The sequence below is a fragment of the Pedobacter psychrodurus genome, from assembly GCF_004331735.1.
Lineage (GTDB): Bacteria > Bacteroidota > Bacteroidia > Sphingobacteriales > Sphingobacteriaceae > Pedobacter > Pedobacter psychrodurus.
Map to the genome: position 1 here is coordinate 344,154 of NZ_SJSO01000004.1, position 17,454 is coordinate 361,607.

The 17,454-nt window shown below is 36.8% G+C and carries 11 protein-coding genes; 10 read left to right on the forward strand and 1 reads right to left on the reverse strand.

Translation table 11 applies throughout. The features are described 5' to 3' along the window. Window positions 1-42 precede the first annotated feature (42 nt). A complete protein-coding gene (locus tag EZ456_RS06615; protein ID WP_131528499.1) occupies window positions 43-2,313 on the forward strand; it encodes a GH36-type glycosyl hydrolase domain-containing protein in 2,271 nt (756 codons plus the stop codon). A gap of 13 nt (window positions 2,314-2,326) precedes the next feature. Here the strand turns inward: EZ456_RS06615 and EZ456_RS06620 are convergent, their stop codons facing one another. Continuing rightward, window positions 2,327-3,205: an AraC family transcriptional regulator gene (locus EZ456_RS06620; RefSeq protein WP_131528500.1), complete on the reverse strand. Its 879-nt coding sequence runs from the start codon at window positions 3,203-3,205 to the stop codon at window positions 2,327-2,329. A gap of 281 nt (window positions 3,206-3,486) precedes the next feature. Here EZ456_RS06620 and uxaC point away from each other — a divergent pair, with 281 nt between their 5' ends. From uxaC to EZ456_RS06665, 9 genes are all read left to right on the forward strand, one after another. Beyond that, window positions 3,487-4,929, forward strand: a complete 1,443-nt coding sequence (gene uxaC, locus EZ456_RS06625; RefSeq protein ID WP_131528501.1) for a glucuronate isomerase — start codon at window positions 3,487-3,489, stop codon at window positions 4,927-4,929. Between the two features lie 2 nt (window positions 4,930-4,931). Beyond that, window positions 4,932-5,774 carry an SDR family NAD(P)-dependent oxidoreductase gene (locus EZ456_RS06630; protein ID WP_131528502.1) on the forward strand — a complete coding sequence of 281 codons (843 nt, stop codon included), beginning with the start codon at window positions 4,932-4,934 and terminating at the stop codon, window positions 5,772-5,774. Window positions 5,775-5,785: 11 nt separating this feature from the next. Next, entirely contained in the window at window positions 5,786-7,039 is a 1,254-nt protein-coding gene (locus EZ456_RS06635) for a TolB-like translocation protein (protein WP_131528503.1), read from the forward strand. A 173-nt stretch (window positions 7,040-7,212) separates the two neighbouring features. Then, a complete protein-coding gene (locus EZ456_RS06640) occupies window positions 7,213-8,907 on the forward strand; it encodes a sodium:solute symporter family transporter (protein ID WP_131528504.1) in 1,695 nt (564 codons plus the stop codon). Between the two features lie 10 nt (window positions 8,908-8,917). Then, a complete protein-coding gene (locus tag EZ456_RS06645) occupies window positions 8,918-9,904 on the forward strand; it encodes a mannonate dehydratase (RefSeq protein WP_131528505.1) in 987 nt (328 codons plus the stop codon). Window positions 9,905-9,912: 8 nt separating this feature from the next. After that, the gene (locus EZ456_RS06650) at window positions 9,913-10,656 is read left to right on the forward strand and encodes an RraA family protein (RefSeq protein ID WP_131528506.1); all 744 of its coding nucleotides are present in this window, start codon (window positions 9,913-9,915) and stop codon (window positions 10,654-10,656) included. Between the two features lie 97 nt (window positions 10,657-10,753). Further along, entirely contained in the window at window positions 10,754-12,121 is a 1,368-nt protein-coding gene (locus tag EZ456_RS06655) for a right-handed parallel beta-helix repeat-containing protein (protein WP_205945039.1), read from the forward strand. A gap of 161 nt (window positions 12,122-12,282) precedes the next feature. Next, complete coding sequence (locus tag EZ456_RS06660) at window positions 12,283-15,525, forward strand: SusC/RagA family TonB-linked outer membrane protein (RefSeq protein WP_131528508.1); 3,243 nt, start codon at window positions 12,283-12,285, stop codon at window positions 15,523-15,525. Between the two features lie 11 nt (window positions 15,526-15,536). Then, window positions 15,537-17,438 (forward strand): RagB/SusD family nutrient uptake outer membrane protein, encoded by a 1,902-nt coding sequence (locus EZ456_RS06665; protein ID WP_165501262.1) that lies wholly within the window; start codon window positions 15,537-15,539, stop codon window positions 17,436-17,438. The last annotated feature ends 16 nt before the right edge of the window (window positions 17,439-17,454 follow it).

Consider the following 17,454-nt stretch of genomic DNA (forward strand, 5'->3'; position numbering starts at 1 on the left):
CTATCAAAACTATGCTGTTGCCTTTAACTAACCAATATAAGTATGAAGTCCTTTTTCTTTTTCTTGTTAATCTTATTGTTCAATCTAAAATCCAATGCCCAAACTATTGGTAATTGGTTCTTTTCTAAAAAGGGATTGCCTGTTTACAACTATACAGGAACATTGCCATATGCAGCGGTGGATAAGCAAGGGAAGGATGCAGAACAGCCAGCAGATCCTTTTTTTTTATTGGGTAATTATAGGGCTACCTTAATTACCCATGCCAGTGGGAGGTATCAATTTATTACAGCCGAAAGGGTTTGGGCAAGAATAAATGGTGATGCTGACCAAACCAACTATGGTTGGAATGAGGCAAGTATTGCGTTTAAAAATGATAAAAAATTAAGAAAAGTAACCTTAACAGGGGTTAACTCTGTTGCGGCAGACCAAAACGCATCAAAAAAGTATTTTGGAATCGGCTTTGCCAGATACAGCTACCAATTGGCTAACTCAATCCATTGTACTCGAACCATATCAGTTAAGCCATCAGCAAAAGTAAATGCCGGCAACCCTTCTTTTGTGGTTACTATAAGTTTGAAGAATAATGGCAAGAAAGCACAGCGGTTAACCTACTCAGAGCGCATGCTGGTTAACTACACACAAAATAGCTTACAATATACTGATATTACAAAAAGGCCTATTTTATATCATTCAAAAATTACTATAGATCAGAATAAAAAGATTGCTCTTGCAAAGATTAATTATCAGACAAATACTTTCCTGGTAATTCCAAATAAAGCACAAAGATTTATATATGATATAGCTCCTCCTTCTGTTTTCATGGTAGTTAAAAATAACAATCCTCAAGAAATTTCTACGGTATCTGCACAAAATGACACATTGGCAACTAAGGTTGATATTTTTATCAAGCCCAATGAAACAAAGGTGTTTAATGTTGTAATTGGTTTGGCAGATGATAAAAGCTTTGAGGGGGTGCAAAAACAGGTGGATGACCTATTTTTAGATGCAAGCTCAAGCTCGGTAGAGGAAGGTCTGTTTGCTCAGCAATGGAAGGAAAAGCTTCCTGACCTGTCTACAGAAAAGAATGAGGTTTTACGCAGAGAAATGCTTTGGAATGCACATGTTATAGAGGCCTCGGCTAAATACAGTGAATATTATAAAGAAACGTCCATTCCGCAAGGTACAGTTTATAGCTATCATTTCGGTGATAATATTTCATTGAGGGATCATTTGCAGGCAGCTTTGCCCGCATGTTATACCAATCCGGAATTAGCAAAGTCATGCATTCGGTACGTAATTAAACATTCTGACTTTGATGGAGAGATTAAAAGGGGTAATTCAGGCTTTGGCTATACACCTCCATCGATATATAAAGAAAGTGATCCTCAGCTCTACTTTTTTAATACAATTGCAGAATATCTTTTAATCACCAAGGATTATAATTTTTTAAATGAAAAGGTATCTTTTTACCCAGCCGAAAATGAGCGACAGGATGTGGTTATTAATATGTTGAAAAAATATTTTATTTACTTAAGAGATGAGGTAGGTACTGGATCGCATGGTTTGGTAAAGATGCTGAATTCTGATTGGAGCGATAGCTTTTTTCATAAATATTCGCCCAACGTTTTTGCCGGTACTGCAGAGTCTCACCTTAATTCAGCAATGGTACTTGCGGTTTTTCCTAAATTGATAAAGGAATTGAAAAATTCTGGCAATACCGAGGCTCGGGAATTGGTAAGCTCGATGGAAGATTACAGGAAAAGTATAGAAACCGCATTCATGAAGGATTTAGGAACCCGTAAATTTGCTGCAAGAGCTTATTTAAATGAGAATTTAAAGTTTGGTATAAATGAGGTTTGCATAGAGCCACAAGGGTATCTACTTCAAATACCTTCTTTATCTATAGAAAGAAAAAAAGAAATTTACGACTACGTTAAAAGTAAGATATCCACACCAGAAAAAATTGGCATTAGAACAAGAGAGAAACCATTATGGGATAGGAATCCTGATGGAGAGGATGGAGGGATCTGGTATTCTTTAGAATATCCTTTATTATTGGGCGTGGCTAGTTTTGATAAGGAGGAGGCAAAGTCTCTTTTAATGAAATTTTCTTTCCAGAATTTTGCAACAAATTATCCTAGTTACTGGGTTGGGCAGTGGACCGCTCCTGATGAAATTAATTCTACACTATATCGCGAAGGTATATACGCCTTTTGGGTGGGAGTGCCTAATCTTAAGACAGCGTTTCAAGGCTTCTGTTCGCATCCTCATACCTGGCCATTGTATTGTTATCTAAAAATGAAGGAGAATTGATTTGATCAAGTAATCAATGCTTATTAACCAAGTATTTCATTCTATATTCTGACGGATTGATTCTTTTTACTTTTTTAAACTGCCTATTAAAGTAAGAAATACTTTGGTAGCCACAAGCATAGCCTATTTCTGCAATGCTTAATTCAGTATTAATTAGTTTTTTACAAGCAATCCCAACCCTAATATCATTTAAGCTATCTGAAAAGGTTTTAGAGGTGGCCTTTTTAAAATAACGGCAAAATGCTGCGGGGTTCATATTGGCATAATTTGCAATATTGTTTAAGGAAATGTTTGTATCGTGGTTTTTAATCATGTAATTATAAATACCGGTTATCCTTTCCTCGTTATTTGATCCGTGATATGATTCAGAAAATCCCTCTGAGGCTAACAACGTATAAGGCTTCTCTGCCATCTCACACAGAATTTCTATCAAGTCAATAACTTGTCTCCACCCTTTATGAGCAATTAAACCTGTAATGATAGGCTCTAATTGAATGGCGTGTTCAGCTCTGAAATGAATTCCACGATTTGCCTTCGACAACATCTCATTTACACTTTTCATTTCTGGAACATTGAAAAAATCATTGCCCACAAAATCAATCTCAAAATGTACCAATACTACTTTTGCTGTTAAAAGAGGATTTTCTTCGTAATATTCCTTGTCACTTTGCCAATAATGTGGTAACCCGGGCCCAATTAAGACCAGGTCTTTAAAAGTAAAAGACTCAACACTGTCACCAATAAATCTTGTCCCTTTATTTTCCAGCGTGTATAGCAACTCATATTCCTTATGGTAATGAAATTGGTCGTAAGTATGGGGAACCTCGGCATATTTACAAAAGAATGAATGTTCTGCAGACCTGGTATTTTTCTGCAAAAATTTTGGTTCCATAATATTTATGCCCTAAAAATAATAATTTGGTTAGTTCTCTGCAATATAGTTCAATTTTATCATATATACATTTGCTTATGGCTTATTGGAAAAAATTTATTAATAATTTAAGTGGATGCTCGCAAATACAGTTCAATTCTTTGCAAAAAAAATGAAATCTAAAACATTTAATAAAGAATACATTTGATTGTTAATCGCTTAATTTTTTAATCAAGTATTAATAATACTGCATTCACTAACCAAATTATCTATACATCAATAGCAACCTATCTTTTCTGATCATGCTAAACACAAACCATTCGGATTTAAAAGAAATTACTTCACCACTAGCCGAAGATTTTCTATTGAATAATCATATAGCCAAAACACTTTACAACCAAGTTGCATGCAAACTGCCTATAATAGATTATCATAATCACTTAAGTCCGGAAATGATGTTGGAAAACCGAAGGTTTAAAAACATTACAGAACTATGGATAAGAGATGATCAATATAAGCATAGGCTGATGAGGATTAATGGCGTTTCAGAAAATTTTATAACTGGTAACGGAACTGATGAAGAGAAGTTTTTAGCATGGATGCGAACTTATCCAAAAACATTGGGCAATCCACTTTATCATTGGTCGCAACTAGAAATAAAGGACATTTTTGGCCCTGGAATAGATTTGTTGAATGATGATCCTTTAAAAATTTGGGATGAATGTAATGCCCTGTTGGGCGTAGAAGGCTTTAGTGTAATTGAAATATTGAATAAATGGAATAGCGAAATTTTATGTACATCTGATGATTTGTTAGATCCATTGGAGGCGCATCGCACAATTTCTAACCGTGAAAGTAAAATTACGGTGTTGCCATCATTAAGAAGCGACTCAATACTGGCTTTCGGAACAGAAGGCTATTTACAATGGCTTAAAAAGTTAGAGGAATTAACAAACATAAAAATAACAGATCTTAAAACATTCCAAGAGGCGGTTAAAAAAAGATTAGATTATTTTCAAGAAGCGGGATGTTCGTTATCAGACCATGGATTAGATTCTGGTTTCTTATTTTCTAATACAACTGATAAGGTAGCCGAAGAGATTTTTTTAAGCGTATTATCTAATGTAACCTTAACACGAGAAGAAATTCTTGCATTAAAATCTAATACGCTAAGTTTCTTGGGCGTTGAATATGGAAAACGTAAACTTACCATGCAATTACATTTGGGTGCCCAGCGGTCAACTAGTTCAAGGTTAAAAAATATCGCCTCTAAATTTGGAGGTTTCGCTACCCTCGGAGATCCATTAAATATAGAAAGTCTTTGTGGTTTTCTTGATTCATTAGAAACAGCAGGGCATTTACCAAGAACTATATTATATACATTAAATCCAACAGATAACGAAAGAATGGCAACACTTACAGGCTCATTTGCGGAAGATGGGGTAAGGGGTAAGATACAATTTGGGCCAGCATGGTGGTTTAACGATCATTATGATGGGATTAAAAAGCAGATAATTGCAATTTCTAGCTATGGTTTATTGAGTTCATTTATAGGAATGACAAGTGATTCCAGAAGCTTTCTGTCACTTTCGAGACATTATTATTTCAGAAGGATTCTCTGCCATTTAATTGGAGATTGGGTAGATAAAGGAATATTACCAGCTGATTTTGAAGTGTTAGCAACACTAGTAACGGATGTTTGCTATACAAATGCCAAAAATTTAGTTACAAAAGGACAAATATAAAAATGAAGGATACGAAAAATATAGTTGCTGTAGTTACAGGTGCCGGAGGAACACTTTGTTCTGAAATGGCAAAATCACTTGCCGCAATGGGAATCAAGGTTGCTTTGATTGGACGAGATATCAACAAGCTTAAGGTGGTAGAAGAGGAAATTATAAGCAAAGGAGGTATAGCCATTTCAATCAGCACCGATGTAACTGATCAAAATGCGGTTGAACTTGCACAAGAGAAAATATTGGCTCAACTAGGAGAGGTATCTATTTTAATCAATGGTGCCGGTGGCAACCAAAGTGAAGCAATTACTACAATTAATCAATTTGATCCAAAAGAATTAGAAGACCCAATGCCAGACTTTAGGGGGTTTTTCAATTTAGATATGAACCGCTTTTTTGAGGTTATTAAAACCAATTCGATGGGTTCTATCATTCCATCCTTTGTTTTTGGTAAAGTTATGGCCAAAAATGGTGGAGGTTCAATTATCAATATCGCATCAATGAGTAGTTTTAGGGCGTTATCTCGTGTTGGGGCCTATGCTTTTGCAAAAGCAGGAATGGTTAATTTTACGCAATGGCTGGGTGCATATTTAGCTCCAGCAAATGTTCGTGTAAATGCAATTGCACCAGGTTTTTTTTTAAATGAGCGCAGTACGAAGTTGCTAACTACGCCCGAAGGTGGTTTTACTGAAAGGGGAGCTTCGATAATTAACCTTACGCCAATGAAAAACTTTGGCAAAGCCCCTCAATTAATTGGCACAATGAAATACCTGTTAGATGACGAAGCCTCGGGCTTTGTAACTGGCGTAACCATTTCTGTTGATGGCGGATTTTTAGCATCAGCAGGGATATAGCAACCAAGAAAATGAAAATACTGATCAAAATCTTCCTGTTTACATTAATTGGCTCATTTACGCAAGCGCAAACATTACCCAAGAATATTAAAATGATTAGTACAGGTAGGGTAATTCATCGATTCTTTGATACTGCGCCTATTAGCCCATCTGGAAAATATATCGCTTTATTCCGCTTTCCTTATGAAGATCATTCGCCAATGGCTGGTGATGCGGGAGAGGTAATTTTAATCGACCTCAAGACAGGAAAAGAAAAAGTAATTGCCAAGTCTAGAGGATGGGAAATGCAGTTAGCTGCAAATGTACAATGGGGCGCCACCGATAATGAACTGTACTTTAATGATGTTGATCCTTTAACATGGCAAGCTTATGCTATTTGCCTAAATCCATTTACAAAAGTTGCAAAGCGAATGTCAAGCACAGTTTTTATGGTATCGCAAGATGGTAAAAAACTGGCAACTTATAACCTTGTTAAGTCTACCTACGCACAAGTTGGTTATGGTGTTGTCATTCCCAAAGAGAAAAATTCACGCAATTATGGGCCAGTATTTGATGATGGAATTATTGTTACTGATGTTGCCAGCAATACAAGTAAGCGAATTGTATCCATCAATCAAATTTACGAACAAACACGCCCATCTATTAAAATTGAAAACCCTCAAGATTTTGAGTTCTATTGTTTTCAAGTGAAGTGGAATTTGCAAGGAACCAAGTTGCTTACTACCATTCAGTGGTCGCCAAAGGGTGGAGGCGAAAGAAAGAGAGCCGTAATTACAATGAATGCTGATGGATCAGATTTGTACACAGCTATAACCCCTGAGCAGTGGGGAAAAGGTGGTCACCATGTTAATTGGATGCCTAATGGCACTCATTTGTCTATGAATTTAAACATAGATGGAAAACCAGGACTTGAAATTATTACTGTAAAGTTTGATGGAACGGAGCTAAAATCCGTCTATTCTCCCGGTAGTGGCCATCCTTCATTCAATCCCAAAGGATTACCATTTGTAATAACTGATGCCTATGCAGGAGAAATGCCTTTAAAAGAAGGAACTTCTCCTGTTCGTTTAATCGATATTAAAAATCAAACGGAAAAACTAGTTGCTGGAGCTGAGTTGCCACCCATTAAGGATTATGAGTTTAGGGTTGATGCTCATCCAGCATGGGATAGATCTGGAAGATATGTAATTTATAACGGTACTCACCGAGGAACGAGAAGTGTTTTTATTGCAGATTTAAAGGATATGCTTCTTACTAAGAAATAAGTAAATTAGAAGTATTGATTTGATGCTCGATTTTAACACAAAATAATTAATTAAAGGAGCTTCATGCAAATATTGTATCAATGTTGGCAAATTAAATGAAATATGTTATGGCCTTGTTAATATAAATTTGTGATAGTCAATTTTTTAGTATTGCCTAATACTTATAACCAAATATGAAAAGTCTACAAAATCTTGACTATTTAGCTGTCATCATCTATATGTTGTTGATGGCAGGAATAGGCCTGTTTCTGGGGAAGTTTGTGAAGAATGTAAGTGATTACTTTAAAGGTGGAAATGCCATTCCATGGGTTTCTGGTGCCATTAGTAACTTCATGACAAAGTTTAGCACGTTTATATTTGTTGCCTACGCTGGCATTGCATATACAGATGGTATGATTGCCGTAACACTTATATGGAGTACGGTGGTTCCTGCTTTAGTAGGTGCATTTGTTTTTGCTAAAAAATGGAGGCGTGCCGGAATTATTACGCCCATGGAGTATCTGGAAACTCGTTTTAGTCCATTGGTAAGGCAAATTTTCTCTTGGTCTGGTGTTGCATTTAAAATTTTAGATAACATGGTAAGGCTCTATGCTTTAGCCTTGTTTGTAAATGCCGCCACTGGAGTAAGTTTAGAGGTGTCCATATTAACCTGTGGAATCATTGTTGCATTATATACCATTGCTGGTGGGCTTTGGGCGGTAGTAATTACTGATGTTGTCCAATTTGTAATTCTAATTGTGGCAACACTTATCTTGTTACCACTTACCATAGAAGCTGGAGGGGGTTTAAGTCAGATCATTAGTAAAATGCCAAATCAGTTTCACTGGTTTAATGGGCCCAAGGGAATACCCATTTACATTATGGTATATTATTTAATGATCTTAATTAAATACAGTGGAAATTGGACCTTTATACAACGTTTTTACAGTGTAAAGGATGAGAAGGCCGGTAAGAAACAAGCATTATTAAGCGCCGCATTTTTCTTTATTTTCCCTTTTATTTTTCTGTTTCCATCTATAGTAGCAAAACAAATCATTCCAGATCTACAAAATCCAGAGATGGCTTATGTAAGTATTTGTCTAAAACTCCTTCCCCAGGGAATTATGGGTTTAATGGTAGCGGCTATGTTTGCGGCAACCATGAGTGTGCTCAGTGGAGAGTATAATGTGACTGCTGGTGTGCTTACCAAAGATATTTACCAAAGGGTATTTAAACCCAATGCCACCGACCAGCAACTCTTATGGGTTGGTAGAAGTATGACGCTTTTTTTAGGTGCCTTGATTACCGTGGGTGCGTTATTCGTTGGCGGCTTTGGTGGTGCCTTTGAGGCCAACAAGCTATTTACGGGTTTATTCGCCCTCCCAATGACAATACCATTAATATTGGGCGTAATATTAAAACGTCCAAGTCCAGTTGGCGCAATTGCAACAGTTATTGTTGGGGTTATTACCGGCCTGATTTTGAATTCAACAAGTACCCTTAGTTGGGAGCAAGGTACATTGATAGAAATTATTGTTTGTGTTACTGTATTCTTGGTTTCTGGAATTAAAAAGAGCAATGACGTTGGATATGTGCAACGTGTTAAAGCATTTTTTATAAAGATAAACACACCATTAACAGAAGACCAAAAACCAATTGAAGACTGGAGTTTCCAACGCTCTATGAACCGATTGTACGCCATTGCCCTTTTGGTGGTCGGACTTTTATTTATGGGAATGAGTGTGCCATCGCTAAACAATAAAAGTGGAATGTCATCTTTTATTGCAGGAATAATTTGTATAGTTCTTTCCTTGGTAATGTGGTCGTTTAATAATAAAAGGGCACTTGATAAAAAAGCATTAAAAATTTTAAATAAACCAACAACATAGTTGTACACAGATGAAATTAAGTTTCTTATTTTTTGGAAATCAGCCCGATGAAAAATGGGTTCTGGCTAAACAGATGGGTATCACAAACGCCATCGTAAAATTAGCACCAGAGCTTACCGGTAGTTTGCCGCCATGGGACTTTGCCTCATTAAAAAAATCTAAGGAAACATTTGAGCTAAATGGGTTAAAATTAATTGGTTTTGAAGGTGACCAATTTGATATGATTAGAATTAAGTTGGGTTTAGAAGGCTATGAAGAAGATATTGAGAAATATATTCTGATGCTTGAAAATATGGGAAAATTAGGAATCGGTTTGCTCTGTTACAATTTTATGGCTACAGGTTGGTTTAGAACCAATAAAAATTTAGAAGAACGAGCCGGGGCGTTGGTTTCAGGTTTTAGTTCCTTAGAAGCAGATAAATTGCCATTGACAAAATATGGTACTGTGGCTGCCGACAAAATTTGGGACAACTATACCTATTTTCTTTCCAGGGTTTTACCCGCCGCTGAAAAGGCCGGGGTTAAAATGGCACTTCATCCAGATGACCCACCAGTTCCAGTACTTCAAGGAATAGACAGGATATTTATAAATGCTGAATCGATTCGCAAAGCCTTGGCCTTATCCGATAGCCCATCACATGGACTTACTTTTTGCCAAGGAACTTATGCCACAATGGGTGAAGATGTAAAAGGTTTAATTCATGAATTTGGAAATAAAGGAAAGATTTTCTTCGTCCATATTCGCGACGTAAGAGGGACAGCATCAAATTTTAGAGAAACCTTCCATGATAATGGCCCTACAGATATGGTTGATATGTATAAAGCCTATTCGGCTATTGATTTTAACGGGCCCATTCGTTCAGACCACGTGCCAACCATGGCAGGCGAAAGCAACCAGCAACATGGTTACGAAATGAAAGGTAATCTTTTTGGCATTGGTTATATGAAGGGCATCATGGATGCATTAAATATTAAAGAAACTGAAACGTATATATAAAACAGATTATGAGTGTTGATCAGTATAAGAAAGAAGTAGGAATGATGAATCTAGAAGGTTTAATCGAATTCCGAGAAGGAAAATCAAATGTCGAATTTCCAATTTCTGATAAAGAATTGTTAAGCAGGTTTGAACAATTGTACACAGGTGCAATTAATGATGTACTACGCGAATTTTGTCTCCTAAATCAGGCGCTTCCAGGTCATATTATTCCACTGAGAGAATATAGAACCATAGCAGGGATAGCTTTTACAGTGAAGAGTGCACCAAATGCAATTGTAAGTGGTGAGATGGAATTTAGAACACAAATGCTTGATGCAATGCATGAAGACAGTTTTGTGATCTGGGATACCACCAACGATGCTAAAGCTACACTTTGGGGTGGGGTAATGACAGCTACTGCCAAAGGTAAAAAAGTAAAGGCTGCTTGTATAGATGGAGGAATTAGGGATACTCACCAAATTTTGGAAGCAGATTTTCCTGTGTTCTATAAATACAGAATTTCTAATGGCAGCCTTGGTCGTTGTTTGATTACACATTATCAGGTTACGCTACAAATAGCAGATGTTACCATTAAACCTGGCGACATTGTAATGGGTGACATTGATGGGGTACTTGTGGTGCCAAGGGATATAGCGTATGATGTTTTGCTAAGGGCTGAACAGATTATAGAAAACGAGAAGAAAATTTTTGGATGGGTACATGAGGGTAAAACTATACATGAAATAACTGAAAACGGGGGGTATTTTTAATTTCCTATCAAGTAAGATTGATGATAAGCTAAAATCATAATCTAAAGCCAGATTGGCAAATTTAGCAACCAAATAAATAACCAAAATATAAGCTGATATGAACAAACTTTACACAAACTTAATTATTTGCCTCTTCGTTATTCTTTCAATGGGTTGCGAAAGAGATACGTTAACGCTCGATCCTGGTCCAGGAGGACTAACCAAGAGTACTGCGGCAAAGACTTATTATGTATCGGATTTATCCGGCTCAGATACTAACCTAGGATTGTCTTTAACAAGTCCTTTTAAGACAATTGCAAAGGCATCAGAATTAACCAATCCCGGAGATGTGGTGTTAATCATGAATGGTAATTATATTTCTACCAATGGCCCTTTAATTAATATTTTAAGGTCTGGCGAGGAAGGCAAGTATATTACTTATAAAGCCTATTCAGGGCATGCTCCTAAATTGCTGGCTTCTGGCAATGTTTGGAATGCTATCGTAGTTGATGCATCTTTTATCAATATTGAGGACATAGAATTACAAGGTAATAATGCAAATCTCACCTTGGCTGATGCCCAAAATTCTTATTTACAATCTAGAGCAGCAACTCCAGTATTTAACGCCAATTGGAACACCAACGGTATCTCAGTAGCGAGCACTAAAAATGTACATCATATAACCATTAAAAATTGTAAAGTGCATGACTTTCCAGGAGGTGGAATAGGCGTAGGTGGAGCTGATTATGTAACCATAGAAGGTAATACAGTATACAATAATTCATGGTACACCATGTATGCTACAAGTGGAATTAGTATTCTAGCTCCCAAACCAATTGATGCTGTTACTACCTATAAAATGATTGTGCGTGGAAATACCTGTTACAATAATAAAACGATGGTAAATTGGAGAACCGCAAGTGGGAATGATCGTTTATCAGATGGCAATGGGATTATCATAGATGCGAATAATGGCACACAAGGCACTCCAATTTATACTGGTAGAACTTTAGTAGAAAATAACATCTCGTACAATAATGGTGGAGGTGGCATTCATGCGTTTCAAGCTGCTAGAGTAGATATCATCAATAATACAGCCTACAATAATGGCCTAATTGTAGGTTATCCAGAGATTGATTCACAAAGTGGTTTGGATGTGAAAATCTATAATAACATTATGTATGCCCGTACAACACTTGATCAAGTAAATGGTAAAGTTGGTAGTTGCAACTTAAATGATGCATCTGCGGTTTATGATTTTAACATATATTTTGGTGCCTCATTTAGAAATGGAACAAATGACAAAACAGCAAATCCACAGTTTGTTAATTTGTCTACCAATCCGGCAGTTGCCAATTTCTCGCTACAGCTAACCAGTCCAGCAATTAATGCTGGTACACAAACATTATTTGCTCCTAAAGATATATTAGGTGTTGCTCGTCCAAAGGGTAGCACTGTAGATTGTGGCGCTTATGAAGTGAATTAGTAAAAAAGTAACTAACCAGATATTAATCCTTAACCAAATAAAAACGATGATGAATTTTACAAAAGCATTAAATAAGTCTATTGGATTAAAATCCACATCACTTACTGATTGATCAGCAAGTAATTATAATATTTTCCATTTAAGACACAATTAACCGAAATATGAAATTAGAACGAAACAAATTTTCACAAGCCAAGTATACTTTGAAAATAATGTTCTTACAAATGTGCTTTTGCCTACTTTGGGTAAATACACTTTGGGCGAATGAGATAAAAAATGATTCCAGATCAATTGCAGTGACTAACAATTTGAATGTTAAAACCATTCTTTTATTAAACAATATTGTAAAAGATAAAATTATCACTGGAACAGTAAAGGGTACAGACGGTGTTGGTATACCTGGAGCAGGCGTTAAAGTAAAAGGTACAAATGTGAGTGTGGCCACGGATAACAATGGCAAATTTTCCATTAAAGTGCCTGATAACAATGCAATACTGGTGATAACCACAATTGGATTCAACCAACAGGAAGTAACTGTAGGTAACTCACAAACTTTAACCATTATACTACAAGAAAGCAGCAACGATTTAAAAGAGGTAACGATCAATGTAGGTTATGGTACACAGAAAAAAGTAACGAGCGTGGGTGCGCAGTCATCTATTTCTACTAAAGATCTTACGCAATCACCAGTTGCAAATATCAGTAACTCATTGGCGGGCCGTTTGCCTGGGTTATTTGCTGTTCAGCCAAGTGGTGAGCCTGGTGCAGATAATTCTCAAATCTTTATTCGAGGAGTAGCTACTTTTACAGGGAGCTCTGCTCCGCTGGTGCTGGTAGATGGTATACAGGTAGATAACTACAACAGTATCGACCCAAATGAGATTGAGGGAGTTACTATACTTAAAGATGCTTCCTCTACTGCTGTTTACGGAGTAAGAGGTGCAAATGGTGTGATTTTGGTAACTACCAAAAGAGGAAAATTGGGTACCCCTACCATCAGTTATACTTTCCAAAATGCTTTTAACAGTTTTACTGCAACTCCTGAAAAGATGGAAAGCTTTGAGTTTGCGAGTTCATTTAACCAAGCGCTTAAAAACGATGCCTATGTTAGCAATAGCATATATACTCCGCGATATTCAGACAGTGATCTGGCAAAGTATAAGTCTGGTGAGGATCCAATATTTTTTCCAAATATAAACTGGTATGATCTGATGGTAAAGGATGTTTCACAACAACGCCAACATAATTTGTCCGTTAGAGGTGGTTCAGAGAAAATAAAATATGCGATATCTGCCGGGCTGTTCAATCAGGAAGGCCTGTTTGATGATGCAGGGGTAACCGCAGACTATGATCCACAAATTCAGTACAAACGTTATAATTTCAGGTCGAATTTAGATTATACCATCAGTAAACGTTTCCGTGCCTCATTAGATTTGTCAAGCATAATCGAGAACAGGTCAGGAAATAATGCCAATACCAATTCCATCATGAACTTTTTAAATGGAGCAGCCCCAAATCTATCTCCTGGAGTTGTTGATGGAAAAATAGTTTTATTTGAGGGGTTTGGAAGTCCGCTAACAACGCTATATTCGGTAGGTTATAAAAATGATGTAAGGAATTTACTAAATGGTAGTTTACGTTTAGACCATGACTTAGATTTCATTACCAAGGGCTTAACTACTCACGCATTAATTGCGTATCAAAATTCCAATCGTAAATTAAGTGAGTACTCTAGGGCCTTTGTTACCTATAGGGCGATAAAAAATCCTGACGGGACAGTAGATTTTCGTCAATTGGCCGATAATCAACCCTTTATTTATAATCCTACAGATCCTGAAAGAAATAGAAGGATAACAGGTGAGTTTGCATTAGATTATAAACGCACATTTAATGGACATACCGTTAGCGGTTTGCTACTTTATAATCAAATAAAGTCTACAAACAAAGATTTTGCTTATTTGGTGCCTAATTCTTACCAAAGTTATGTTGGTCGATTAGTTTACGATTATAAAGGTCGCTATCTAGCCGAAATAAGTTCATCTTATTATGGGACAGAAAACTTTGCACCTGAGGAAAGATTTGGTTTTTTTCCAGCATATTCGATTGGCTGGGTACCTAGTGAGGAAAAATTCTTTCCAAAAAACAAAGTCATAAATTTCATTAAAATAAGGGGATCTTATGGTGAAGTTGGAAATGATCAGCTAAGTGCAAATTTTTTAAGAGATCCAAATAGCAGATTTCTATATAGAGATCCTGCATTTACAAGAAGGGGGCCGTATACGGTTGATGGTAGTTATCGGTTCGGGGTTTTTGGGCAAAATCTAGCAAGTTACGAAGCCTTAAGAGAAGGCAGTGCAAGCAGTCCAGGTTTAACTTGGGAAAGATCCATAAAAACAAATATTGGAATGGACCTGATAGGTTTAGATAATAAATTAACTGTTACCCTAGAATTATTTAAGGAGACTAGGGATAATATCTTAGCAGTTCCGAGAACAGTTTCTGCCCTTACAGGCATTGGAGCAGCTGCTGAAAACCTTGGTAAAATGAGTAATAAAGGCTTTGAAATTGATGCGAATTATCGGAGTAATATTAAGGACTTCAAATATTTTGTGAGGGGAAATTATTCATTTGCGAGAAATAAAATCATCTTCCAAGATGAATTGCCGCAAACATTTGCTTATGCACAAAGAACTGGGCATATTTCTGGACAGAACTTTGGTTTTATAGCAGAAGGATTTTTTAATACCTGGGAAGAGGTAAATGATCAAAATAGACCGCAGTATACTTTTAGGGATGGTAATAAAATACAGCCAGGTGACGTAAGATATCGCGACGTTAACGGTGATGGAATAATAAATAATGATGATTCTGTGCCCATTGGTTATTCTTCTACTGTTCCAGAAATTATTTATGCACTTTCTTTTGGAGGTAGTTGGAAAGGCATCGATTTTTCTGTTTTGTTTCAGGGTGCAGGTCATTTTTCAGTTCCCTATTCAAGAAGAGCAAACCAGGCATTCTTCGATGGTGATCCATCTGCGGCAGCCGACTATTTGTCTGAAAGCTGGACCCAAGAAAGGTATGAGCAGGGCTTGCCAATCAACTTTCCCCGCTTTGGAGTGGGAAACGGCGCAAGGGGATTTAATAACTATGTAGGTTCTACACTTTGGATTGCAAATGCAGAGTACCTAAGATTAAAAAACGTAGAGATCGGTTATACCTTCAAACCAACCTTCCTATCTAAAGTTGGGCTGAAATCTACGAGAATTTACGCTAATGCGAACAACTTAGTTACTTGGAGCAAAATGCTTAAGGGCGTAGATCCTGAGTCTGCAAGTTTACCCGCCAATTCCGAAGCTTACGGATTAGTACGTACAGTAAACTTGGGCATAAATGTTAATTTTTAATTGCGATGATCATGAAAAAAAATATTAAAATACTTATCACTAGTATCATTTTAATCTGCTTGGTATTTCCATCTTGTAAAAAGAACTTTTTAGATAAGGCACCAGGAGTAGATATTAACGAAGATGTGATTTTCTCAGCCAAAGTGCAGACAGAAAAGTACGTAGCTAACATGTATCAACTGGGAATGCCATCAATTTTTGCCATGCGCCCCGCAGATATGGGCCTTGGTGCTAATGCTGTAACTTCCACTTTAGGTGTGCTATCTACCTACGTTAATTTAGCAGGTATTACAGATGAAGCAATCAATTCTCAAAGTAATGATGCAGCACCAAGTGCTTGGAATAATGGAGGGGTTACGAATGCAAATATTCTTCTAGAAGATTTAAGATACTATTTAAGATGGCAAGCCATTCGTACCGCAAATATTCTATTAGAAAGAATAGATGAAGTACCAGATGCAGATGCCACTTACAAAAACCAAGTAAAAGGAGAAGCACTATTTTTTAGAGCTATCAATAACTTTGAAATATTAAAACGTTACGGCGGCTTTCCTTTAGTGTTAAAAAGAGTTACATCTCTTGAAGAATCTAAGATAGAAAGAAGCAGTTTTGAAGCTTGCGTTAACTCAATTGTTAAAGATTGTGACGATGCAGTTGGATTTTTGCCTCTCGACCAGCCTGGAGCTACAAAAGGAAGAGCACAAAAAGGAGCTGCACTAGCAGTAAAAGCAAGGACGTTGCTATATGCAGCCAGCCCATTATTTAATACAGCAACTCCAATCTCAAGTTTTGGAAATGCTACCGATGACAAATTGATATCATATGGCAATTATAGCCTTAACAGATGGAAAATAGCTGCTGATGCAGCGAAAGAAGTTTTGATATGGGCTCAGGCTGCAGGTTATACCTTAGTTGATGATCCTGCAAAAAGAATAAATACAATATCGCCAACGGTGGTTAATTTGGTGGTGGGTAATTATCGTGATTCTTGGGAAAAAAATGACAACTCAGAAATTATTATTGCCAATAAGACTTGGGGTAGTAAAAGTGCTGGACAATTTCCACTTCCAATGCTATTGCCAAGAACTGAATTTGTACCCAATTCTGGAGCGGGTTGGAATGGCCCATCAATTATCTTTAACCATGTTCGCAAATATGAAAAAAGGGCTACCGGACTTCCGCAAGATTGGAATTACGCAGGTGGTAACGATTTGTTGCAAAAATATGCTGAGCTTGATCCTAGATTTGCTCAATCAGTAATATTTACGGGTGCTCGTATGCATAAATCTGTAGTTCGTACTCCCATTGGAGAGCATACTCCTTCTAAATCGGCACTTAACTCTTGCCAAGGTGGGCATTGGAACTTAAAATTTGTAAATGATGGTATAGATGCTGGTACTGGTTTAGAAGTAAATTGCCCAATTCTTAGACTTAACGAGTTTTATTTAGCTTATGCAGAGGCAATGAATGAATTTGAAGGGCCAGGCGTGGCAACTCCAATTAATATTACTGGAACAAATATATTAACTGCACAGTTGCCAGCTATTCCAAATTCTGCCCTTGATGCAGTAAATAAAATCAGGTTACGTTCGGCTATGCCAGCTATTAATACGAGCAATGCAATTACGCTTAGAAGTCGAATTCACAACGAATGGGATATAGAAATGTATATGGAAGATCATCGTTTATGGAATAGCAGAAGATGGTTAGAAGCTGAAAACGATGGGGTTTTAAAAGGCTCAATGTGGGGGCTGGTAATTAATAAATTAAATGATGTAGCACCTTATCCAACAGCATTTAGTTATAGGCCATTTGTATTCATGACCCGGTCATTTCCAACTAAGCTTTATTTGCATCCATTTGTTCTTAGTGAGGTTCAAAAAGGAAATCTTAAACAAAATCCAGGGTGGTAATTAATTCAAATTAGTT